The organism is Psittacicella melopsittaci (assembly GCF_003585925.1).
GTDB classification, from domain to species: domain Bacteria; phylum Pseudomonadota; class Gammaproteobacteria; order Enterobacterales; family Psittacicellaceae; genus Psittacicella; species Psittacicella melopsittaci.
This window is the reverse complement of record NZ_NRJH01000054.1, coordinates 1-24,054: the sequence shown is the minus strand read 5'-3', so window position 1 is coordinate 24,054 and position 24,054 is coordinate 1. Positions and strand designations below refer to the sequence as shown.

Annotated in this window: 18 protein-coding genes; 1 reads left to right on the top strand and 17 read right to left on the bottom strand. The window is 34.1% G+C overall.

The genetic code is table 11. From position 1 onward, the window contains the following. Positions 1-40: 40 nt before the first annotated feature. From CJP74_RS06335 to fabB, 17 genes are all read right to left on the bottom strand, one after another. On the bottom strand, positions 41-2,866 hold the full coding sequence (locus CJP74_RS06335; protein ID WP_119497429.1) for a hypothetical protein: 2,826 nt from the start codon (positions 2,864-2,866) through the stop codon (positions 41-43). Between the two features lie 3 nt (positions 2,867-2,869). Next, positions 2,870-4,276 carry a replicative DNA helicase gene (locus CJP74_RS06330; protein ID WP_119497428.1) on the bottom strand — a complete coding sequence of 469 codons (1,407 nt, stop codon included), beginning with the start codon at positions 4,274-4,276 and terminating at the stop codon, positions 2,870-2,872. A gap of 16 nt (positions 4,277-4,292) precedes the next feature. Next, positions 4,293-4,895, bottom strand: a complete 603-nt coding sequence (gene recR, locus CJP74_RS06325; protein ID WP_119497427.1) for a recombination mediator RecR — start codon at positions 4,893-4,895, stop codon at positions 4,293-4,295. A gap of 5 nt (positions 4,896-4,900) precedes the next feature. Further along, on the bottom strand, positions 4,901-7,204 hold the full coding sequence (gene dnaX, locus CJP74_RS06320) for a DNA polymerase III subunit gamma/tau (protein ID WP_119497426.1): 2,304 nt from the start codon (positions 7,202-7,204) through the stop codon (positions 4,901-4,903). Beyond that, positions 7,204-7,743: an adenine phosphoribosyltransferase gene (apt, locus tag CJP74_RS06315; protein WP_119497425.1), complete on the bottom strand. Its 540-nt coding sequence runs from the start codon at positions 7,741-7,743 to the stop codon at positions 7,204-7,206. Before apt ends, dnaX begins: the two co-directional genes overlap by 1 nt. Before the next feature lie 108 nt (positions 7,744-7,851). Next, positions 7,852-8,928, bottom strand: coding sequence for a chorismate synthase (gene aroC / locus CJP74_RS06310; RefSeq protein WP_119497445.1), 1,077 nt, complete (start codon positions 8,926-8,928; stop codon positions 7,852-7,854). Positions 8,929-8,986: 58 nt separating this feature from the next. After that, positions 8,987-11,851, bottom strand: coding sequence for a valine--tRNA ligase (locus CJP74_RS06305; protein WP_119497424.1), 2,865 nt, complete (start codon positions 11,849-11,851; stop codon positions 8,987-8,989). A 133-nt stretch (positions 11,852-11,984) separates the two neighbouring features. Beyond that, complete coding sequence (locus tag CJP74_RS06300) at positions 11,985-12,539, bottom strand: septation protein IspZ (protein ID WP_119497423.1); 555 nt, start codon at positions 12,537-12,539, stop codon at positions 11,985-11,987. A 28-nt stretch (positions 12,540-12,567) separates the two neighbouring features. After that, complete coding sequence (locus CJP74_RS06295; RefSeq protein ID WP_119497422.1) at positions 12,568-12,876, bottom strand: YciI family protein; 309 nt, start codon at positions 12,874-12,876, stop codon at positions 12,568-12,570. 67 nt (positions 12,877-12,943) lie between these two features. After that, positions 12,944-13,660, bottom strand: coding sequence for a hypothetical protein (locus CJP74_RS06290; RefSeq protein ID WP_147397062.1), 717 nt, complete (start codon positions 13,658-13,660; stop codon positions 12,944-12,946). 66 nt (positions 13,661-13,726) lie between these two features. Then, complete coding sequence (locus CJP74_RS06285) at positions 13,727-14,296, bottom strand: septation protein IspZ (protein WP_119497420.1); 570 nt, start codon at positions 14,294-14,296, stop codon at positions 13,727-13,729. Continuing rightward, positions 14,296-15,555, bottom strand: a complete 1,260-nt coding sequence (locus CJP74_RS06280; RefSeq protein ID WP_119497419.1) for a hypothetical protein — start codon at positions 15,553-15,555, stop codon at positions 14,296-14,298. The genes CJP74_RS06285 and CJP74_RS06280 overlap by 1 nt, the downstream gene beginning before the upstream one ends. A 26-nt stretch (positions 15,556-15,581) precedes the next feature. Then, positions 15,582-16,502, bottom strand: coding sequence for a hypothetical protein (locus tag CJP74_RS06275; RefSeq protein WP_119497418.1), 921 nt, complete (start codon positions 16,500-16,502; stop codon positions 15,582-15,584). After that, positions 16,495-17,322 (bottom strand): hypothetical protein, encoded by an 828-nt coding sequence (locus CJP74_RS06270; RefSeq protein ID WP_147397061.1) that lies wholly within the window; start codon positions 17,320-17,322, stop codon positions 16,495-16,497. Before CJP74_RS06270 ends, CJP74_RS06275 begins: the two co-directional genes overlap by 8 nt. A gap of 3 nt (positions 17,323-17,325) precedes the next feature. Next, positions 17,326-18,165, bottom strand: a complete 840-nt coding sequence (rsmI, locus tag CJP74_RS06265; protein WP_119497416.1) for a 16S rRNA (cytidine(1402)-2'-O)-methyltransferase — start codon at positions 18,163-18,165, stop codon at positions 17,326-17,328. 61 nt (positions 18,166-18,226) lie between these two features. Next, positions 18,227-19,660: a nicotinate phosphoribosyltransferase gene (locus CJP74_RS06260; protein ID WP_119497415.1), complete on the bottom strand. Its 1,434-nt coding sequence runs from the start codon at positions 19,658-19,660 to the stop codon at positions 18,227-18,229. 62 nt (positions 19,661-19,722) lie between these two features. Next, on the bottom strand, positions 19,723-20,946 hold the full coding sequence (gene fabB / locus CJP74_RS06255) for a beta-ketoacyl-ACP synthase I (RefSeq protein WP_119497414.1): 1,224 nt from the start codon (positions 20,944-20,946) through the stop codon (positions 19,723-19,725). Between the two features lie 156 nt (positions 20,947-21,102). Here fabB and CJP74_RS06250 point away from each other — a divergent pair, with 156 nt between their 5' ends. After that, complete coding sequence (locus CJP74_RS06250; RefSeq protein WP_119497413.1) at positions 21,103-23,985, top strand: MnmC family methyltransferase; 2,883 nt, start codon at positions 21,103-21,105, stop codon at positions 23,983-23,985. Positions 23,986-24,054: the final 69 nt, after the last annotated feature.

Below are 24,054 nucleotides of genomic sequence, written 5' to 3'. Positions count from 1 at the left end.
CTAAATTATACCACTTTTACGTAAAAAAAGCTGACCGAGGTCAGCTAAACTGGATTTGGCGACTAAAAGGAGCGTATTTTAGATACATCTCTTTTTCTTCGAATTTGAGTCCTGCCAATAGTGAGGACAGTTGACTATTAATGGTAATTTTTAACGTCCCTTGCACACGTAAGAGCTTAGAAAAGTCCTCTTCAAAAAGCTCGCTTAGGCATGATACCGTAAACTCATCATTAGTATTTTGTAAAGATGTAAGATAAAGTTGCGGATCTTGCTCAATAGTAAAGTCTGGTGAAACTTCTTTAAAGAACTCTTTTTCGAGAATTTGTTCATCTGTGTCCTCAGGCAAATCAAGGTAAGAGTCGTGACTATAACTAAACTGCAAGAAGATAAATTTATTATCTTTAAGTTTATGCCATAGTTCTCCAGGCTTTAAACCAAAGGCTTGAGCAACACTAGTTAAGTTAAAATTCATTACTACATGAATATTGAACTCATTCACTAAGCTTAAAAGATGATCATAAACTTTATTTAATTGCTCGTAGAAATTATCAAGTTTTTCTTGATACTCACAAGCTACAAGCTTAATTAATTCAAAAGGATTTTCACTATAGCGATTTTGAGCAATCAGAGCAGTATAAAACTGACGGAGAAAGTTAAAATCATAATGATAATCAACTTTAGGCATTGAATGGAGTAAAAAGCTTACTACGTCCTCAATAAATACTACATTTGGCAGAGGATCTGAAGGATCTTCATATTTAGCGTATCTGCGTTGATTTAAAAAGAGATCTAAAGCTTGTACAGACAAATCAGCGACAGTGCTTAAAGCACTTATATTTGCTTTGCGAGTTAAAAAGCTTACAGGTACTTTATTAATTAACGTAGGTTGACGTGATTTAACTTGCCCCTCAAGAATAATATTTTGTGCATCTCTAATAAAAGCATAATCACGTCGGGTAAACTTAGGCAATTTTTTTACTAAGTAATCTTGCTGACCTAAAGGAGCAATAATTTGTGTTGCTTCGGGAGCTAATTTTGTTAGGCAAGTAATTGCTAAGTATTTAGCTGGCGTACTTTGTGGGCGTACAAAGGTATCATAATAAGAGGTATGCTCGAGTACCTGAGCTATTTTTTCTTCTAAATTGCTTATACTCTCGAGGACAAAATTAGCAGGAACACTACTTATATTTGTATAGTCAATGCCTGCTTTTTTAAAAGTATCAACTATTGATTGCCCTGGATTAGCAAAATTACGCAAAAAGTTTAAATCATCTAAATTAAAGTTATAAGAAGATGGGCTAGTTTTACTTTCTTGACCTTCTTTTGCCTTAGCTAAATAAGACTCATAGCTTTGCACTTTAAACTCTGGGAGCTCTAGTTCAATATCTCTAGAAACCCCGTAGGACTTATTAGAATAAACCTCACGACGATTATCTATAGCAGCAAACTTTTTATATAAAAAGCTAAGGCCTGGAGTAAAAGCAAGATAATAGTCAATGAGATATGAAGCTAAAGTATTTGCCATTAAGTCAGTATATTTACTTGCTTGCGGAACACTTAGATCAAGTTCACTTAAATAGGCTTGTCTATACTCTTGTTCATAAAATTGAACTTCGTCAAGAATAGCTTGTTCTTTGGCTAAGGCATTGATAAGATCTCTTTCATAAGGAACAAAGTGCGTAAAGTTTAGTCTAACCTTGTTATCAGCAAAGTAATTTGTTTCATAACCAAAAATTGGTAAGAAATTAATAATTTTAAATACCCCTGTATTAGTTTCAAAGGTATTAAGCTGTAATTCTTTTAAAGCTGGGTATTTATTTTGCCCTTGGCTTAATAAAGCTTTAGCTCCAACCCTAAAGATAAACTCTACCGCATTAAAATAATCGCTAAATAATAAACTTGGTGTATCTAAAGTAATAGGGGCATAGCTTTGGTACTGCTCGGCTTGAATAAACTCTACAGGGGCAGGAATATACTCACTAAAGCTATACAAGTCGACTTGGTGCTTGTCAAAGTACTCTTGTGCCTTGGCATTTAAATCTTCTTGACGAACATTATAGAAAACTTTTTTCTCGCTAAACGTCGCATAGGCTTTAATAAGGTTTAATAAAGCTTGAGCAAAATCTGGCTCAAAGAGATTTTTTTGACTTTGCTTATCTAGTGCCAAAATAATGCTTTCAACACTCGAGTAAATGAATTTCCCTTTTAGTTTTTGTTGTTTGCGTTGTTGTTCCCTTGCTTCTTTTGTTTCTTGGGAAATTTCAGGTTCTAAAATTTGTTTAACCCTGTATTGACATAGATCACTAAATGCTCGGTTTTTCTGTGGTACATTAACAAAATAATGATTAGCGAGCATGCCTTGGAGTTTATTTACTACAAAGCGAATCTCAGGATTATAAAAGCTCTCTAAATAAGGACTATTGCTACTTAAATAGCTGGAAATAAAAGTATTATAGTTATTTGACCAATAAAGTAATGAATTTATCCCAACTTGCTTATCTAAGAGCCTTTGGCGCGGATTATCTATGTCATTATAATCATCATCTGATGGATCATCAGCTTTTAGCATTATTGCTTCATTTTTAAAGTCAACTAAGGGGTTATGAGGTCTGTTCTCATAAAAATACCCCAGCGTTTGCTGGGGTTGGTCCGAGTCGACTTTAATTGCATTATTTGACCACCAGCGATTGGCATAGTAATAACTATTCCAATAATTCTCCACTCCCATTTTAAAGTGAATATTAGCCACAAGGCTATTAATTGCTTGATGGACGAGCAGATTATGCTTAAGTTCCATATTTAAGCAAACACTTATACCTGGGAATTTAAATAGTCTGTTAAAAAAATCAGCTGGTTTTGTTTGCATTTTCTAACCTGGACGGAATAAAGATTCGTTATCATCTACAAAGCGGGAGAACATCCCTTGGAACTTACAATGGATAGTTCCAATTTCCCCTTGACGGTTTTTAGTCACAATTATTTCTGCTTTCCCTTTAAGTTCATCTTTTTTCTCAGCAGGAGCATTAGTTTCAGGTCGGTGTACCATGATAACTATATCAGCATCTTGCTCAATTGCCCCAGACTCACGTAAGTCGGCATTGGTAGGACGCGATTCAGGACCACGAGTATCTACATTACGGTTTAATTGTGATAAAGCCAATACAGGGCACTTAAGCTCACGAGCTAGAGCTTTTAAGCTCTTAGCAATATGAGCAATAAGTAAGTGACGTTCTCTAAAGTTTTGTTCCGATTCAAGTAACTGGAGGTAGTCGATCATAATTAGACCCATTTGCGGTTCACCTGTAAGAGGATCGGCATGGTTTTGAGCAATAGCTCTTGCTCGCGTTCTTACTTTTTCAATAGTTAAACCATAAGAAGAGTCATCTATGTAGACATTATTACCTTCGGTAATTGTAGCTGTAACACTATAAAGCTTATTAAAGTCATCACTAGTTAAGGTTGCCTTTTGCACGTTACTTTGCGGTACCCCAGATAAAGCACATAAACTACGGTATAGTACTTGTTCGGCTGGCATTTCTAGGGTAAAGACCACTACTGGCTTTTCTGATTTGTTTTTATAGCCAATATTTTCGCAAATATTCATGGCAAAAGTTGACTTACCAGAAGCTGGACGACCAGCAATTATAATTAATTCGCCTGGTTTAAGTCCATTAGTTACAGCATCAACGGTTGGAAATCCAGAAGAGATTCCCCCTTGTTGATCTTCACCTGTTTTTAAGGAACGAGCTCTAAGTTTTTCCACAGCTTCGACAACCAGTTTTGAAGCTTTTAAATCAGAAAGTTTAAAATCTTCATTAGCTGTTGAAACTTGATTTAATTTTTCTTGAGCATTAGCAATAAGAGCCCCGATATTAGGATTATGGCTTCGCACTCCGTTATATAATTCTACTCCCACATCAGATACTTCTCGCTGTTGAGCATATTTAACTAAGCGATCAATATAGAATTTAACGTTAACTTCGGGATTAGGATTATAGAAAAATTGTTTAAGAAAATCTGGAGTAAGATCTTCTTGCAGATTATTCTCTCTTACTTTGGTTGCAATAGTCGAATAATCTATTTGTACACCACTAGCATCTAATTCTTTAAGAATTAAATACAAAAGGGCATTACGTTGATCAATAAAGAGATTAACATTTACACGATCCCCATATTCACGAATAGATTCTTGGAATTCGATAAATATAGATAGAACTGTAACCTCAGTCTCTCGACATACAGATAAAAACTGTTGATCTTGATCTTCAATTACCATGATAAAAATTCAAATTTTATACTTTAGTACGATTGATAAATGAGTTTAGTACTGTATTTGCATCTACATTACTAAAGTTTACACCCGAAGGAAGACCTGTAGCAAATTTAAAACACTCGATATCTAGTCTTTGACATATATCTTGGATAAACTGAGCCGTAGCTTCTCCTTCGGCAGAAGTACTAAGAGCAATAGTAACTTCTTTTATTTGTTGAGTTTTTAAAAAATTAATAAAAAGAGGAATGCCCGCTTCTTGCGGACCAATTCCTTCTAAAGGACTAATTAAACCGGATAAGACAAAGTATATACCATCATATATAGAAAAGGATTCAATGTTATCTATATCTAGTGGGTTAGATACTATAATAGCTTTTTTCTCGATTAAACGTTCTGGATTACTACAGATATGGCAGTATTCACTTTCAGTTAGGGTATTACAACATTTACAGTGTTTTACGTTTTGAGCTGCGTTTAAAAGAGCATTTGCCAAGTTTACAATTTGGCTACGGTCTGCTTGAGCTAGTAAGCTATAAACAATTTTTGTACTAGATTTTCTCCCAACCGTAGGCAATTTGGCAAATTTATTAATTAAATCATTGATTAGTTTGTCTTGCGACATAGTGATTATTTAAATAGTGATAAAGTTTTACTTTGCTCTGCCTGGATAAATAAAATACTTTGCTGAATAATTTCCGTAATAAGTTTATTTATCTTAAAAGTTGTAAAGTCTGCAGTAGCAACTGTGGTAAATTCTATTCCCGCCTTATCTAAACTTTGCATTAGCGCTTGTTTGTGCTTGTGATTAAATTCGTTCTCTAGATCTTGATTTCCCTGAAAATCAATTAATAAAGTAGGACTTGAAGTATCAAGACCTATAAGACCACAAGTTAAACTGGAAATAAAAATTAGTGAAGTTTTATTAAGATCTAAAGAAAATACTTGCTTAATATATGGATTTTCTTTAGCTCGAGTTATAGTTTCACTTACTAGAGATTCAAAGGAAATATATCCCCATTGCTCATAAGCTAGGTTTTGCCCTAGTTGTTCATTTTGCACACAATAAGCAAAGCTAGCTTCCCAAATATCAGAAGATAAAGCCAATCTCTCGAGTTGCTCATCAATATGTTGCATAAACGTAGCTTTGGTACGATAAGCTCCTAAAAGATTTACTTCACGAATATTTTCGTGTTGGCTTAAATCTATGCGAATATCATCTGTATCTACGGTTATATCTATTGACGGTTGTAAAATTGCAATTTCATCACTCGTTAAGCTCGTAAAGTCAAGGCTAGTTGGCTGTTGCTCTGGAGCACTTTCAGGAGGTAAATTGCTTTCTTCTTGGCTAATTAGTTTATTTATTTGTTCGCTAGAAACAAGTTCAGTTTCTGGGTTATAGACTATTTCTTCTTGGGCTGAATCTAAAGGTGCCAAACTGCTTTCAGGGAGCACTTGCTCGCCCTTGCTTTCAGGAACTGCTTCTGGAGCAGGAGCTGAAGCTGGGGCAGGTTTAGGTGCAGACGCCACTTTTTTGCGAATTATTAAAGATTTTCTTAATTCTGCAGGCAATCCATCTAACTCAGCTTCTTGACTTTTATCTTCACAGTAAACTACCATTCCTGACAAAATCTTTTCCGCACTCTCGCCTTGTTCAGCTTTAGTACCAAACATGAGTTGATTTTTTGTCAGAGAAAATTCACTTTGATCATCAAGGGTTGAGTTAACTTTTTTATAGGGATTAGTGCGTGTTGTCGGAGCAGGAGAACTAATTATCTCTCTTCTTATTGCAGTTTGGCTAGACTTCAAAACCGAGATGTTACCTTGGTTGGCAAAAGCAAGAGCACGTATTGAAGCTAACTGCACTACTTGGTAAGGATTGGCAGTTACTTTTAGCATTTCAAGAGCATGAGTAAAGGTTTCATATGCTACTTGAGTTTTATCTACTTCAAAAAGAATATAGTTTTTTCTTTGATACTCGGCAATAAGAGCTTCATTGTCTATCCCGTGGGAAAGATACAAGTCAGGACTAAGGAAAGGAATAATAGAGGCTTGATAAAAAATATTTAGTATTTGATTTACTACAGATTCCCAATCAGCTTGTTCTTGGTTGATCCTTTGTAAAATACTCAAAACTTCATATTTTTGTCCACGTAAAATGCCAATCACTAAATCAGTAGGCAAAGTATCGTCAACTAAGCCTAGCATTTGGTATACGCTTTTTGCCGAAACTTCTTGATTCCCTATAGCTATAGCCTGGTCAGCGAGGGATAAACAATCACGCATAGAGCCATTTGCAGCTAAGGCAAGGGCTTTAATAGCCTTAGTATCAAAAGAAATTAATTCTTTCTCAAGAATACTTTTTAATTGATTTGCTATTTGATCTTCAGTAAATGGTTTTAAGTGGAAATGTAAGCAACGTGATAAAACGGTTGCTGGGATTTTTTGCGGATCTGTTGTACACAGAATAAACTTAGCGTATTCTGGTGGTTCTTCTAAGGTTTTAAGTAAGGCATTAAAACTAGAAACCGAGAGCATATGAACTTCGTCAATAATAAACACTTTGTACTTACTCAGTAAAGGAGCAAATTGAATATTATCAATGATTTCTTTTGTCTCTTCAACTTTAGTACGAGAAGCAGCATCGACTTCTAGTAAATCAGGCGATGCTCCTTCATCTATACTTTGACAAGAAGAACATTTTCCACATGGTTCTAAATGTTCTTTAAAATTTTCACAATTCATTGCCTTAGTAAAAATACGGGCAATGGTTGTTTTACCTACCCCACGGGTACCACTTAAAAGGTATACTGAATGTAACTTTTTATTTAAGATACTATTGCGCATAGCATCTAAAACATGCTCTTGCCCTACTACCTCGGAAAAGTTTTTCGGGCGGTATTTACGGGCAAGAACTGTATAGTTATCAGTCATTATTCACCTTCGTATTCAACTAAACTAAATACATCAACGCCTAAAGCTTCAAGCTTAGCTTGACCTGGTAAGTCTTTTAAGTTGATTACAAAACCTGCATATTTACATTTAGCATTTAAACTTTCAACTAGTTGAACAGTTGCTGCTAAAGTACCACCTGTAGCTAGTAAATCATCAATTACTAGAACATTATCATCAGCTTGAATGTCATCTTTTTGTAATTCTAAAGAATCTTTACCATATTCTAAAGAGTAATCAACTTTAACAGTTTCACGAGGAAGTTTACCTGGTTTGCGCACTAAAACTAAAGGCACACCAAGCGCTAGTGCCACAGGTGCACCAAAAATAAAGCCTCTTGATTCTGTACCTATAACTTTAGTAATACCTTTGTCTTTATAGTGAGCAACAAAAGCATCTACAGTTTCTTGGAAAGCTGCAGGGTTACCAACTAAAGTTGTAATATCTCTAAACACAATCCCTGGAACTGGAAAGTCTTTAACAGAAGTAATAGAATCCTTTATTAGTTTGAAATTAGTCATGGTTTTAAAACTATATAGTTAGTTAAAAGAAATATCTGATGTAATGATATCTACATTGAGATTTTATTATACTTGATTTAACTTCAATGTAGGGAAAAAAATATCTATTTAGAGCAGATGATTTTGAGCGTGGTTACGCATTAAGTGATCAACTAAAACTAGAGCTAACATAGCTTCAACAATTGGCACTGCACGGATACCAACACATGGATCATGACGTCCACGCGTAACTATTTCTACCTCTTCCCCCTGTTTATTAATGGTTAAACCAGGAACTTGAATAGAAGAAGTTGGTTTTAAGGCTAAATTAACTACTATTTGTTGTCCTGTAGTAATACCGCCTAAAATACCTCCTGCGTTATTGCTTTGGAAACCATTGCTACGCATTTGGTCACGGTGCTCTGAACCAGTTTGTTCTACAGAAGCAAAGCCTGCTCCTACTTCCACACCTTTAACCGCATTAATACCCATCATCGCATGAGCTATATCAGCGTCAATACGATCAAACACAGGTTCACCTAGACCCACAGGAACATTGTTAGCAACAACAGTAACCTTAGCCCCAATTGAGTTGTGTTCTTTTTTAATCTCGCGTAAGAGTTGATCAAATTTTTCTACCGCTTCTGGATCAGGAGTAAAAAAGGCATTGCTATTAATAAAATTAACATCGAGATTAGCTAGATCAGCTTGGGCTTTGATTTTACCTATTTGGCTAACAAAAGCAATAATCTCAGTATTATATTTTTGTTTTAGTATTTTTTTCGCAATCACTCCAGCTGCTACACGGATTGCAGTTTCACGTGCCGAAGAGCGACCGCCACCACGATAATCGCGAATACCGTATTTTTTATCGTAAGTATAATCAGCGTGTCCTGGGCGATATTTATCAGCAATGTCAGAATAGTCTTTACTACGTTGATCTGTATTTTCAACAACAAAAGCTAAACTCGTACCTGTAGTTTTTCCTTCAAAAACCCCAGCTAAAATTTTCACTTTATCGTCTTCTTGACGTTGGGTAGTAAATCTATTTGAGCCAGGCTTACGACGATCCATATCAAAAGTAAAATCGTCTTCACTTAACTCGATACCAGGTGGAACTCCATCCAATATTCCTACCAATGCAGGACCATGACTTTCACCTGCAGTAGTTAATCTAAAAATTTGTCCAAAAGAATTTCCAGCCATAAATAAATCCATTAAAAAAAGGTAAAAAAGGAGGTTAACACCTCCTTTTTATTAAAGCTTATGCTTTTAATTTTTCAATTTTACTAATTTGCAGTTTAATTTGTTCTTGTTGTTCTAAGAAATCAACACGTTTAGCTTTTTCTTTTGCAATTAAATCCGCAGGAGCTTTTTCAACAAAGCTTGGATTAGAGAGTTTACCATCTACACGAGCAATTTCACTATCTAATTTCACTAGCTCTTGTTGTAATTTATTTAACTCTGCTTCTACGTTAATAATTTCAGCTAATAAGAACTCAACTGTATCTGTACCTAAGAGACGACTACTTACTAAATCAGTAGAAGGGCTATTAGTAATAGTTAAATTGATTTTTGCCAGAGTGTTAACAAAATCCTTAGTATATTCTAAGAAAGCAGGGTTTTCACTAACTAAATTAACACTTAATTCTTTACTTGGAGCTAAGTTCATTTCCGAACGTAACTCACGTACTAAAGTAATTAACTCTTGCGCTTTATGAATATGATCTGTTGCTTGAGCATCACTATTAAATTCATTAGCTTTAGGATATTTTTGTCCCATTAAGAAGCCTTCTAAATCTGGTAAGTAAGGTTTTAAGTTTTGCCAGATTTCTTCGGTAATAAATGGAATTACAATATGGCTAAGTCTTAAAGTAGCTTCAAGAACTCTTAATAGTTGGAATTGAGTTGCTTTCACAACTTTTTCATCTGTACTAGCAAGATTTACTTTAGCAAATTCGAGATACCAGTTACAGAATGTATTCCAGATAAAGTCATATAAAGTATTAGCTAATTGGTCAAAGCGGTAAGTTTGAATTGCAAAATCTGCTTTTTCAATTACTTTTGCTAATTCGCTTTCAATATAACGCTCGGCAGCTGTAAAGTGTGGAGCATGCTCTTGATAAGTTTGTGCGTCAAGTTTGAAGCTTACATCTTTGTTCTCTAGGTTCATGAGCACAAAACGTGAAGCATTCCATAATTTATTACAGAAATTACGGTACCCCTCTAGACGTTTCATGTCCCAACTTACATTGCGACCCGAAGAAGCAAAGCTTGCTAAAGTGAAACGTAAAGCATCTGTACCATGAGGTTTAATACCTTCTGGGAATTGTTTTGCCGTACGTTTAGCAATTTTCTCAGCTAATTGCGGTTGCATCATGTTAGCTGTACGTTTAGCAATAAGATCTTCTTGCGAAATACCATCAATCATATCTAAAGGATCTAATACGTTACCTTTAGATTTTGACATTTTCTTACCTTCTTCATCGTTGATTAAACCAGTAATGTAAACGTCTTTGAATGGTACTTGAGGTGAACCATCTGGATTTTTAATAAAGTGGGTAGTCATCATAATCATACGAGATACCCAGAAGTTAATAATATCAAATCCAGTTACTAATACTGAAGTTGGGTGGAAAAACTCCATTTCTTTAGTTTTTTCTGGCCAACCTAAAGTAGAGAAGGTCCAAAGAGCAGAAGAGAACCAAGTATCTAATACATCTTCATCTTGTACTAGGTGTACATTAGCATCTAGGTTATGTTTAGCACGTACATCTTCTTCAGATTCACCTACATAAACATTGCCTTGCTCATCATAATAAGCTGGAATACGATGCCCCCACCATAATTGACGAGAAATACACCAGTCTTGAATATTTTCCATCCAGTTATTGTACCAGTTAGTATATTGCTCTGGAACAAAACGGATTTTGCCTTCTTTAACCACATCTAAAGAAACGCGTGCCATTTCTTTGGTATCAACATACCATTGGTCAGTTAAGAATGGCTCGATAACTACACTACTACGGTCACCATAAGGAACAACCATGTCGTGCGGTTCAATTTTATCTAAAGCCCCTGCTGCTTCAAAGTCGGCTACTAGTTGTTTACGTGCAGCAAATCTTTCTAGACCTTGATAACTTGCAGGTAACTCGTAAGTTTCACCTGTTTCACGACCATTAGTGTCTAGTACTGGCGTAACAGCTAATAAAAAGGCTTCATCATTAAGAATATTAATTAATGGTAAATTATTACGTTTACCTACTTCATAGTCATTAAAGTCATGGGCAGGGGTAATTTTAACTATACCTGTACCAAACTCTTTGTCTACATAGGAATCAGCGATAATAGGGATTTTTCTATCGACTACAGGAATATAAACAAATTTTCCTACAAGATCTGTATAACGTGGATCTTCAGGGTGAACAGCAACAGCAGTATCACCAAAAACTGTTTCAGGACGAGTAGTTGCTACAACAATGTAATCTTTACCATCGTGAGTTTTAGCCCCGTCAGTTAATTGGTATCTAAAATGCCAAAGATTTGATTTAACTGGTTTGTTTTCTACTTCAAGGTCAGAAATAGCGGTTTTGAATTTTGGATCCCAGTTAACTAAACGTTTACCACGGTAAATTTTGCCTTCGTTATAAAGGTCAATAAATACTTTTTTAACCGCACGAGAACGCGTTTCATCCATAGTGAAGGCATCACGTTCCCAGTCAATTGAGTCACCAAGACGTTCAATTTGGCTATTAATTGTCCCACCTGAATAGCGTTTCCATTCCCAAACTTTTTCAATAAACTCTTCACGCGTGAAATCTTTACGAGTTTTACCTTCTTCAGCTTGTAATTTACGCTCTACCACCATTTGCGTTGCAATACCCGCATGGTCAGTACCTGGTTGCCACAGAGTATTTTTACCTTGCATTCGGTTATAACGGATAAGAATATCCATTAAAACGTGCTGGAATGCATGTCCCATGTGTAAAGTACCAGTTACATTTGGTGGCGGGATTACGATACTGAAGTTTTCTTTGTTTGGATCAAAAGTTGCTCTAAATAATCCACTTTCTTTCCACTCTTGATAAATTCGTTTTTCAATATTGTGTGGAGAATATGTTTTATCCATAATCTAAAAATTATCCCTAACTACTGTCTTATAAATAAAAAAATAAAAATGTGTTCGCATTTCCATAAGCAACACATTAATCAATTATAACACAACTAAATTTTAGGCAAAAAAATAGGTAACCTAAGGTCACCTATTTTTTAGTTTTTCTTGCGTCATAAAAGCCATAGGCTATCATTATTAAAGTAGCCACGCCACCAATTACAGGTAAGATTACTCCTTTAAATAATACCCATGCTTCTTGGGAAATGGCATATTGGCTGTATAGTGCTCCGAGGACAGCAATAACTAGGTAGACAACGAACATATAGTTAATTACAAACCAACCATGCTCGCTAACTCCTTTAATTAGCCAACCAAAAACCTTTTGCATAATGTTCACATTAAACTTATGCATTAGAATTATAATTGCAAATATGAAAATTACTTTAAAGAGATAGAACTTAATTTGAATATATTTAATATCATTAAAGATAATTGACGGAATGGTAAAGCAAAGAATTATGACATACATAAACCATGCAAAAGGCGTCAATTTTTTAATGAAAAAGTTTTTAATCAATACTTCTATAACTAAAGCTATAGTTAAAGCAATTGCTGAATATTCTGCAGCCACTTCTCGAGGTGACATAAAGTATACGATACAGAATATCAGTCCTGATAAGGTAGAGAGAAGAATAGATAACATATTTATAACTAGAGTGATTTATTGTTTATTATTTTTCAAAAACGACAATATAAGGTCTTACTTCTACAGATTTATAAACACCTGCGGCTAGATAAGGATCTTGGTCTGCCCATTGTTGTGCTTCTTCAAGCGAAGCAAATTGGGCAATTACAGTCGAGCCAGCAAAGCCAGTAGTTTTTGGGTCTGCATCTGATTTAGGATTAGGACCAGCTACTAATAGACGTCCTTGATCTTTAAGTTCTTGTAAACGAGCTAAGTGGTCTGGACGTGCAGCTAATCTTTTTTCTAGCACATTCTCATGATCTGTAGAAAAAATTACATAATAATTTAATGACATTGTACCTCCAATTAATTTATTCTATTATATAAAAAAAGACCCCGAGATGAGGTCTTTTTTTGTTTATTTATTTGTCTTTGTCTTGACCTTTTTCTTGCTCTTTTACTTTATTCTCAATGTATTCTTTAAGGTCTTCTACTTTAGCAGCAAGTTCAGGATCCATTTCATTTTGTTTAGCAAATTCTGCTTGAGTTTTTGCTTGCATTTGCTTAATAGTTTCCTCGAAATTAACTCCTAAATTACCCTTAAAGTAGCTAAATACCTTAACTGTTAAATTAGCTATGAGGTACCAGTTACAAATAGGAACAAAAATAAATGCCCAAAGTACATACCAAGACTGTGAACTTAAATTTGTCGCAGGTAAAATTACCACGTACAGGCAGCTTAAAACAAAAGAATTACGTAAGTAGAGTTCGTTTACTGCTTTAACTGTAGATCTTCTATTTTCTTTTTGAATCTCTATGCCCATAGCTTCGAGACGAGCAATTGGGTAAAGATAATGAGGTTCATAGCGTTCTACAAAATACTCGCCACGACGTTGTAACCACCAGCAAGCAAAGGTAATAAGAGCATGATATACCGCAATCCCTACGGCAAAGTAAGTAATATCATTCTCATGTGCCGATAAGCCCATAGTTGCGTTATAAACAATTTGTTGCAGTAAAAATAGGCGGTTACGCCATAAGCCTTGTTCAACCATTAGTCTAAAGGTTAAGACACAAACGTTAACCAAAACATAAATGGTTCCTGCGTATAATACAGCTTGATCTGTATATAAAGTCAAGAAAAGTACCAGAAAAAAGAGTATATTCGCAATATTATTTAAGAGAAATTTAGTAATCATAGACCCTTACATTTTTAAGTTTTCTTTCTTTGCTAAATAATAGAATACTGGAACTATGTATAAAGCTCCAACTAGTGGTAACCAGAAGGTTTTTAACTCTAAGAAAGCATCATCTGAAAGATTAAAGTAAGCGTAAATTGTAATAAGTAAGCTTACAGCAGAGACAATAATGAACCACCAGTTAACTACCTTAAATTCATGGTCGGTTAATTCTTTAAGTCCAGCCAAATCTCCAAATAAAATTTGTTGGAAGTTTTTGCCAAAGAGAGCAAAAGTAAAAGGAATAATAAAAAATAGAGCCTTAATAATTAGTAGTTTGATACGGATGTATTGAAAGTCGTTAAAATAAATGGTTGGGATAGCAAAAAGAATGCTGAGACCATTTATAAAGAGCATTGAGCGCGGAATTTTTAATTTTTGCCATTTAAAGTACCAAATTTGAAAAATGGAAAAAATTAAAAGAAATACTGAAGCAGCTCTTAAAGCATACTCTTCTGGAGCTAGTTTATAGATGAGAAAGAATACTACTAATCCTGCAAACTCCATACAAGAGGTGATAGTTTTTTTTATATTCATTACTTTTTATTTTCAAGATCAAAAGGATTATTATCTGGAGTTATTTTATCACTATCAAATTGAACTTGAGCATTATCTACATGTTCAAATGTACTTTGTGAAACTTTTGCTTTACGTTTAAAGAGGTTAGCAAAAAATCCAGATTTAGATTTTTTCTTTTCTGAACTCAAATGAGCTAAATCCACATCTTCTGATTTTTTCTCAGGTTCAGCTTTGCTTTTGCTCACAGCACCGTAATTTACTTTACTATCATTGTTAGTTTGATAATTTAGCGTATTGGTAATACGTTTTGTGTAGCGAGCAGTAGTAGTTTTGGCAATATTAAAGTCTTGAATATATATACCTTCACTAACTAGATTTTCAACTTCACTTTTGTCTTTAAAGCTAATATAGACAAAATATAAAGCAATAGAGAAGACAACAAGATAGACATATTTTAAAACCACTAGAGCATATACTAAAAAGTCACCGGCTAGACCTAAACGAATAAATTCGGCAATAGATCTAATAGCGATAAAAGCAAACTCTAGGACTACTGAAATAACAAAGTAGTTAACCAGAAAAATTAGCACAACAAAGAAAAATTGGCTAAAAATAGAAGAACTTAAAATAAATAAGTCGCGAACTTTTGCCGATTTAGAGGTTACTGAAATACCTAACCATGGCACATAGATTCCAGCATTAAGAATTAGAATAATAATTGCAATTAAAGCAAAAATCACACTAGCAATACTACTTGCATAAACAGCTTTAACTATACCAATTAAAGGTAAAGAAAGAGCAAAGCTAGCTAAAGCAAAAACTAATAAACCGCTCAGAACTCTTAAATATGTTTTAGCAAAACTTAATTTACCTAAATTGTAGATAAAATTTAGCACTAAACGTGGCGTGAATTTAGATTTATAATTTGCCGTATTTTGGAGCTGTTCAGGTGATTGGCGGTACTTAACTAAAATTTGTTTGAGATCTATATTTAAAAAGCGTACTAATACGGTAAAAATTAACGCCGTAAATAAAGAAGCTATAATTAGTTTAAGAAAAAAGCCAAACACTAGACCTATATTTAAGTAGGCTAAGTTATTGAAGTAAAGAGCTAAAAAATTATTCATCCCTGTTAAAGAAAGATGTACAGGAATAAAATAATCTAAAATTAGATCAACAAAATAATAAAAAATGCCAAGAAAAAAGCTTACTGCAAATAAGAGAGGAAAGTTCTTTGTAATAAACTTATGGGCAATGGTTAAGGGATTGTACTTCATATTTCAGCAAAAGTTAATTGATTTTTTTACTTCGAATCAGTTTCTTTACTCTCAAAGTAGAAAAATACCATTATAAAGACTACAACAAGATATAAATCAGAGAAAAATCCTGTTAAATAGCTTGCAACTAAAGTATTTAGAAAATTCGTTACTGCAAGTATATTTAAAGCCTGACCTATAACATTAGTAAACGCAACTATAGCGATCATAAGAGTTGGCGTTAAAACAAGGGTAAAAACAATAAATATTATACAGTTAAATAGATCTGCACCGCGTTTGGTGAAGAGGTTTTTTAAATCACCAAGATAGTCAGAAAATGAGTATTGTCTAAATACAACTAAAATAGTTACAACTAAAGGAATTAGTATACTAAAAAGTCTAAAGATAATATAAGTAACTGCAACTACCCCACCTCCTAAACTAAAGAGAAGAATGTTAACGAGAACGGCAATTAACAGCAGAATTATAATAAATTGAAAACTACGCCATATAGCTAATAAAGCTAGTTTGAGCATAGGTGCCGAAAAAACTACGGGAAGAAAACCTACGAGTAAGCTTTTAACGCCAATACCCGATTGTAAGTCTTTAATTTCGGTTACAGGAATGTTGTTATTTTTTTCAATAACTATATCGAGAATAGACTTTAAAATTAAGGTAACTACGGCAATAGTGAAAAATTCTACAAAAGTTTTTATAAATAACCAGCTAATGTTAACTACATTAAGACGATCCATAACTGCTAGAGCAGAAAGGTCATCGGTATTAGTAGTGGTAAGATTTAGGGTTAATTGGGGAAAAATACTTTCAAAAATATGATTAAAAAGGTATAAAACTGTAATGTTAAGTAAAAATACAGTCGTTAAAACTTGCCAATTGTGCTTAAAAAATCTTAAAGCAAAAAATACTACATTTGGTCGCGTGACTGGATTGTTTAATGAATTATTCATGGCGATAAGAACTAATTCTTTGGTTATATTTTCTTTGGATTAATACTTGTAAAAAGACAAAGTATACATTAATTATAAGTACTAAAATTATTGAAAGTGAGAGATAAAAGGAAAGATATAAGTAAATTCCTGAATTATCCTTACTTTCAAGAGTAAATATAACTTGTACTAATGCTAGGATAACAACAAATATTATAACGATAAATAAAACATAACTAATGATAATACTAATTATGTTGGTTAAAGCAAATTTTGAAAAATCTTTATAACTTTTATAAACTTCAATCCCGTACACTCTTTTATTAATCATAAAGCCTGCGACAGGGAATACATAAAATAGAAGTATAAAGTGAATAATTGCCGTTACCACCACAAAAAGGTCATAACTTGGAAAAATATTCGGGTTATATAATTGGTCGTTTAAAACAATAAAGGTAGTTCCTAACCAAAAAAGTAATAAAGATTTGCCTAAAAAATACATGTCTTTAAAGGCTGCGTAAAAACTTTGGTTAAAAACTTTGCCTTTACTAGGCTTATTATAGAGGTCGTTAATAGGTTCGCTAAGAGTCTTGTCCATTTTTAGGGCGGTGTAAATCCCTAAAACAAAACCTAAAGCAATGATAAATCCCGTACCTAAAGCTATAGCTAGAACAGCACTAAGGGTTGGAATTTCTATACTTGCATGAGCTTGTTGGTAGACATGTATAGCTATGATCGTAAACAACATAACTATTGCCGAGACACGCCAATTTTTTATCGCATCGACAAAGCAACTCAAACCAGTAAAAAACCTATTGGTTTTTATATTCGTTTTATTCATATTTTATTTCTGGCTAATTAGGTAATTGTAAATTTCTTTTTTATCTAGTTTAAAACAATTAGCAACAATTTTAGCAACTTTTTTTGGTGGCAGTTCGCTAGCTAGTTCTTTGATTAGGTTCTCAATTTCTGGAGTTAAACTCGCTTCTTGCTTTTGCGAACAACCTTGGATTATAAGAACAAACTCTCCACGACAGTGATCAGAATTACTTTCGAGATACTCTTTAATCCCTTGAGCACTAGTAGTAACTATAGTTTCAAATTGTTTAGTTAACTCACGAGCTAAGCAAATTTTACGCTCTTGACCTAAAACAGTAATTATATCGGCAAGAGTATCTTTGATTCTGTGCGTAGATTCATAAAAAATTGCCGTTGCTTCAGATTGTTTTATTTGCTCTAATTTTTCCTGACGTTGTTTGCTTTTAGCTGGTAAAAAACCATAAAAAGTAAACGAGTCCGAAGGCATTCCTGAAGCACTTAAAGCAGCCACAAAGGCACATGAACCAGGAATTGGACTAACTTTGATATTGTGTTCATGACACAGACTTGTGAGATAGTAACCTGGGTCAGAAATAAGCGGTGTCCCAGCATCAGAAACTAAAGCTAGGTTCTTACCCTCTTGTAATTGGGCAATAATATTTTGGGCTATATTACGTTCATTATGATCGTGATAAGCAAGCAGAGGTTTTTTTATACCAAAGGCACTAAAAAGTGTAGAGCTATGTCTTGTATCTTCACAAAGAATAGCATCTACACTAGATAAAACTTCTTTAGCTCGAGGAGAAAGATCGTTTAAGTTACCTATAGGTGTAGCAACTATGTAGAGAATCCCATTTTCAGGCATAGATTAATATCCTTTTATGTAAAAATTAAGGCAAATGTACACTTACATTTGCCTTTTCATTTTATTTATCTGCAAAGTAATCTACAGGATAATGTAAGTAACTATGAGCTTTTTCTCTGATAGCATCAAAATTTGTCTCTCTTAAAATTTTGCCATCTAAGTAAACAACTTCAAGGAGGTCTTTATAGGCATCATACTGTTGATCATCTTCACGAACAGTTTGAATTTTACCATCAACTTCAACTAGTTTTAAGCGTCCGCGCTTAGAAGTTTTACTAATATCAGTTGCAGGTTGTTTAAATGCGTCATGCCACTCACCGTTAATTTTTACTGCCGATGCTTTCATTGCAAAACGGCAAGTATCACGATTAACTTTTTGTTGTAATTCGGCACCCATACCAAATGCTAGGTTTTCAATTGAAAAACCATTTTCTTCAAGAACTTTACAGATTTTTAAAATCGAGTTGGTATTAACTCCATCACCTTGAATAATTCTAATATAAGGTGGAAGTACTTTATAGCCTTTGCTGTTTACTTGACAACCAAAGGTTTTCACTAATCGTGTAGCTACATCAAGTACTATAGTAGCTGGATCACCTGAGTCAGGACGAACCACTAAGGTTCCGCCTGAAGTTTTGATTTTTTCTACTATATCTGGACGAGCAATAAAATGATCTAGAGCTTTATCTAAATCATATGAGTCAAGTACCATAGAAACTACCCCACCATTATAGAGGTAATTTTCCATAATATACTCATAAGCTTGATATTCTTGTTCTTTACCCCATGAGGTAATTGTAGAATGTTCGGCTGCTGGAATTGAGTAACCAGTCATTCCTGCTTGGTAATACTCTTGTCCTTCTAAAATTGATAAAACACTATCAGTACCTTGGAAATTCACTAAATGGGCTAAGCCCCCGATTTGACTAGTTTCGGTTGATGAAGCCCCTCTTGCCCCAAAGTCATGAAGTTTAAAACTTAATTGCGTTAAAAGCTCTTCTTCTGGGAGATCCGAAGTCTTTCTTAAATACTCATAAATGTTTTGCTTATTTTTGAAACTTAAAGTAGCTACAGTGGTAGGATACCACACTGCTCTTAACAGGGCTGTTTCAATATAACTGGTTAACCAGTAGCAATTTGGATCGGTATTAGTTACTTGAACTATAGGGTTACTCGCTGGTACTAAAGTACCTTCGGCAACAGCTTCAATTTTTAAAGGTAGATAGCCATTGTGTTTTTCTAAAATGTATTCCCAACCTTCTTTATTAAAAGGAACACCATGTGCTTTTAAAAAAACTTCTGCCTGATCAATTTCTTTTTGGGTAATTGGTTTTGCCAGATATTTTTTTAAAAACCTTTGTAGACCAAAGAAAATTGTGTGTGAATATTTTCCCCCTCTTGATTCAATATAACTAGATACATTTTCAGTACCAGGTGGATACTGTTTAAAATGAGATGCCTTATATGAGTCTATGTCAAGGATTGGATTATACATTATTGTAAATACCTTTTTTGCAAATGAATACAGGCAGTCCACAAGAACTGCCTGCAATAAAACTAACGTGTAAAGCGCTTAAATACTAAACTTGCGTTAGTACCACCAAAACCGAAGCTATTCGACATAACAACATTAACTTTTTGATCAGCTCTTGCTGTTAAAACGTTAACACCTTCAGGGATTTTTTCATCTAAATGTTCGATGTTTGCAGACGCTGCTAAAAAGTCATTAGTAAGCATTAAAAGAGAATAAATTGCTTCATGTGCACCTGCTGCACCTAAACTATGACCAGTTAAAGATTTAGTTGAAGAAACTAAAGGAGTTCCGTTCGGGAATACTTGTTTAACTGCTTCTAATTCTTTAACGTCACCAGCTGGAGTTGAAGTACCATGAGCATTAATATAATCTACAGGTTCAGAAACATTTCTAAGTGCTTGTTTCATACAACGTGCAGCACCTTCACCTGACGGAGATACCATGTCGTAACCATCAGAAGTTGCACCATAGCCAACTAACTCAGCGTAAATTTTAGCTCCACGTTTTAAAGCATGTTCAAGTTCTTCAATAACTAGGATAGCACCGCCACCTGCAATTACGAAACCGTCACGGTTTTGATCATAAGCTCGAGAAGCTTTTTCAGGTGTATCATTATATTTACTTGATAATGCTCCCATAGCATCAAACATAGATGAGAGTTCCCAAGATAATTCTTCACCACCACCGGCAAAAATTACATCTTGTTTACCTAATTGAATCAATTCTAAAGCATTACCAATACAATGAGCGGAGGTTGAACATGCTGAAGAAATTGAGTAATTAACACCCTTGATTTTGAAGAAAGTCGATAAGCAAGCTGAAACGCCAGAACTCATTGTTTTAGTTACTGCGTAAGGACCAATTGTTTTTACACCACGCGGAGATTTAGCCGCGTTGTAAGCAGCAACTTGAGCTACAGGTGAACCACCACCTGAACCAACAATTAACCCTGTCATTTCATTTGAAATCATTTCTTCAGTTAATTGTGAGTCTTCAATAGCTTGTTGCATTGCTACATAAGCATATTGACTAGATTCAGACATAAATCTTAATGCCTTTCTGTCAATTAAGTCTGAAGCGTTGAAATTTTTAATGTTACCAGCTACTTGACTTCTCATGCCAACTTCAGCAAATTCAGGCATATGAACAATACCTGATTTACCTTCTTTTAAGCTATTTAAAACCTCATCTTTATTGTTTCCAATACTAGAAATAATGCCGATTCCAGTTACAACTGCTCTTCTCATTATTAACTTTTTCCTATTTTTTTATAATGGTCGCACACCAATAATAATATAAATTATAGCATAAGTAAGTATTTATTTTAAAAAGCACTATATACATTAAAATATAATAATGACATAAAATGCTCTCCCTCATACTACAATAAAACAAATACTCAAATGATTAATAATATTTTTAGTAATTTTTCTTTAGAAAAAATAAGTAAAGCAAAAATTAATATTCAAGAGGATCGACTAACGAGCCAAGAGTATGATGATATTTACTATCAGCATGACAATCCTATTGACGAATGTACTTATACTTATCTTTGGAAAAGTAAGTTACTCCAGACAATAACCCAAAACTTATTACAAAAGAGCCAAACAGTCTTAAAGTGTTTAGAAATTGGCTTTGGTACAGGTCTTAATTTTTTAACTACTTTATCTGCATTAACTGCATATCGTGAAGTAAAAAACTTGGATTATTTCCGTTTAGCAGAATACTCTTTATCTGCCGCAAAAGCACATAAAGAAATAAAATCACATCTCGTGAATATCTTTAGTTCACCTAAATATAGTACTAATGATACTAAATTTAGCTCTTCTTTAGGGAAAAAAATAACAGCTAATATCGCTCAAAATAAGTTTTATGAGTTTCTTTACTTAGATATTCGAGGATTAGAGCAAACTTTATTAACTGATAAATATATCAAAATGCTAGTTGACTCCGAAAACAACTTTTTTCTCGATATCTGTTTAGAGCACCTTGAATCTTTAGTAAGTTGTGAGGGATTTAAGACAAATATTGCTCCTAAAAGTATAGCACTAAATCAAGAGTTTCTTGTGCAATATCTTAGCTTAGAAAAGTTTCCTGTGGATAAAGATGTTCTCTATCAAACACAAACAAACTTTTTTGTGCCTAAATTAGAAGTAGCTACTCCAACATTTATCAATTTAAGTCTATATAGCATTTTAGAGCAACTGTTTGATTTAGATAATTTTGCTCAGCAAGAATTGGAACAAAGATTTTTAACCTATTTAGCCTCATCTGCATTTAAGCAAGAATTTGCTTCTCAATACTCTCAGGCAGAGTTTAATCAATTAAAAAGTAAAGCCAAAGCACAAGTGCAAAAGCTAGTTAGCTACTACTGGCATTTAGCAAAAATGGGTTATTTTGTTCATTTGATTTCTACTGCTTTTCCTCTAGATTTAAAAAAGATACAAAATAAAATAAGGGACAATAACCTCGAAGCCATAGAACAGCTCTACGGCAATGGCAATATTGCCAATAGTGCAAGTATAACTTTTAATTGCTCAAATAATGTATTTAATCTCTACTTTGACACAGCCCAAAAAGTATTCAATGAATATGCTTTAGCTCTAGGTCCAGCAAGTGTAGATATAATTTATCTCGATGGCTTTAACCCCAACAATAATCTCGATCTTTGGAATACAAATTTATATGCGAGCTTAGCTTTTTTTGCTAAGGATAATTGCTCTTTAACAACCTTTACCAGTGCTAGTAAAGTAGGCAAAGGACTAGCTCAGGTTGGTTTTACCCTAAGCAAAACGCCCGGCTACAATAAAAGCAAAAGTATTACCGCGATCTATACCGATCGAACAAAATTAGCTCAGCTCCTAAAAGAGTACTATGCAGATTCGGTAAAAGAAAAAATATATCACCAAATGCCAATGGCTAGCCCTGAAGAGTTAAACGAGATCTTAACACAAGCATATCCTTATTACAAAGGAGATAAATTTACTCTGCCATTTCAAGGAAAAATTGACAAGCAATTAATTAACAAGCTCTATTTGATTAGCCAAGGAAGGTATTTACCGCAATTAACTTTTCCTTATACCCAGTTAGACGCACATGTAATCAAAGAGCTAATTCAAGGTAAAAAGCAAGCACACGTTTTAGGTAAGGGCATTGCTGGGATTAGCATAGCTAATTACTTAAGGCAATTGGGTATTGAGGTATTAACCTCAGAAAAAGCTACAGAAAATAAAGCTTCAATCAATCCTATCGGACTTGTTTATCCCCAATTGTTTGATGATGACCCTTCTTTAGTGCAATTACATATAAATGCCTTTAACTATAATCGGAGCAATTTTAAACAGCAAGGAGATTTTGTTGAGCCGAGCAAAATTTATCTGAGCAACCAATCTTCGGTACAGCCTAACTTAGCTTGGGAGTTTGTAAGTCAATTAAGTAATGCTACTTTTATCATTGCGGGCTATAAACATTATGTAAATCGTGCTGTAGAGTATTACACGAGAGCAACAAATATAACCTCTCCGCAAATCGGAGTTGAGTTTATTTGTACGGGAGCAAGTTTAAGAGATGAATTTACTCATTTAACCTTAAGCTCTGGTAAAACGAGCTATATTTTTCTCTTCGACTTTATTGCTTTACTAGAGCATTTTCCTCACTTGGAACAAGAACTAATTTTAGAAAGGTTAGCAAACTCTAACTGTAGTTTTGGTTACTTTACCAGTGGGCTAATTAAATCAAGTAAAGAAATTAACTTAAATTCAGAAGTAAATCTAGATAAAGCAATTATTTTATTTGGGGCTACTCATCATAATAATCTGGCTGCCACAGATTTACTTGGGCAAGAAGAAAAAGATAATCTTCACAATGTGCAAGAATTTGTTAAAGCCCTGCAATTAGATCAAGAGACAGAATTTACCCTTGCTTTAAGTAAACTGGTTGAACAAAATCAGTGGGAAATAAAATTTGGTTCAAGAGTAAATATTCGGGACAGATTTCCATTAATGGGGCAAAAGTATGAGCACAAAGCTTATACTAGTGCCTTAGCTCAATATAAGCATAAAAAATATAGCGAGAAAGTAAATCTTGATGCCTTAAATTTTACTCTCGAAGCAAATAAATACTATTTAGGAGGCTTGGGCTCTCGAGGTCTAAACTTAGCTCCACTCCTTGCGGTAAATCTTGTGCATATGGCTTTAGGTTTATCTCTATCTCTACCTGATAGAATTATCCAAAAAACCAACCCGCAAAGACTTCTAGCCAGTCAAACTTTAAAAGGTTTAAGCTAGCTTATTTTTATATTTTCATGTTAAAACAATGCTGATATAACATTTTTTAACAATATTACTCTATATTTA